The 1,176-nt window shown below is 54.3% G+C and carries 1 pseudogene; it reads right to left on the bottom strand.

Annotated elements, in window-relative coordinates:
- Positions 1-34: 34 nt before the first annotated feature.
- Positions 35-1,176: pseudogene (locus CRD20_RS10985) on the bottom strand (IS3 family transposase); the annotation flags it as partial.

Here is a 1,176-nt window from a genome sequence, read left to right as displayed (position 1 = left end):
TGAACTGGCCCCCGAAAGTTGGACTGGTTTAACTCTAGGCGGTTAGGGCTTCAAGGGTCTGATTCCGATATTGCATCGGGGTCAGACCCTTGAGTCGTTGTTGGACGCGTTCGGTGTTGTACCACTGAATGTACTCGTTAATCGCCTGACTGAACTCTGCGACAGTGTCGAAGACTTCTCCGTGGTACATCTCGGTTTTCACGTGCCCGAAGAAATTTTCCATGACCGCGTTGTCGTAACAGTTGGCTTTACGCGACATCGACTGAACACCACCGTTGTCGCCAATCAAGTTGCGCCAGGACGAATGCTGGTACTGGAAACCTTGGTCAGTGTGCATCATCCACCCGGGTTCAGGCGCACACGTGTTAATCGCCTTAGCTAAAGAATCGGCGGTAAACGCTGTCGACGGCGATGTAGCCACGGTGTGGGCAACAATTGAACGGTCGAACAAGTCCATCACCGGTGACAGGTAGACCTTGCGGCCTGCGACCCTGAACTCGGTGACGTCGCTGACAAAGACGGCATTTGGCTTATCTGGGGTGAATTTGCGGTCAAGTTTATTGTCAGCAATGTGGCTGATCGTCCCGATGTAGGAAACATAAGGCCTGCGCTGGCGAATCTTAGCTCGAAGACCCATCTGGCGCATGAGCTTGTAAACGAGTTTGTGGTTGACCACCCAGCCCTGGTTGCGTAGGTCAAGCAGCACTCGCCGGTAGCCGTAGCGATGCTTGTTACGCTCGAAGCTTTCCCGAATCGCTTGCTTGAGAACGGCGTGGTTATCTGGCTTACTGAGTCGTTGCTGGTGGTAGAAGAACGTCGACCGTGGGATACCCGCTGCCTCTAGGAGATATTCCAAGCGGTGGTGAGACTTGAGGATGACAATCGCCTGGACTTTCAGGCGCGTCCCTGATTCCTCAAGTCCCGCAATTTTTTTAGATAAGCGTTTTCCGCTTCCAACCGCTCAACCTGGCGACGCAGCTTCTCCTCTTCGGTAAGCCGCTTTGGTGCGCTCGAGCCTTTAGGCCTGCCCTTCGGCTTCGGTTTCAACGCGTCATCGCCGTCTTTGCGCCATTTCCACGACCACCCCCTGACCAGCTGCTGTGATGACAGGCCAAATTCACGCGCAAGATCCATCGCTGTCTCGCCAGCAAGGTGGCGTTGGACAACTTCCTTCTT

Origin of the sequence: Corynebacterium sp. LK33, from assembly GCF_014334955.1 — a bacterium.
Classification (GTDB): Bacteria; Actinomycetota; Actinomycetes; order Mycobacteriales; family Mycobacteriaceae; genus Corynebacterium; species Corynebacterium jeikeium_D.
This window is presented reverse-complemented; position numbering and strand designations above follow the sequence as displayed.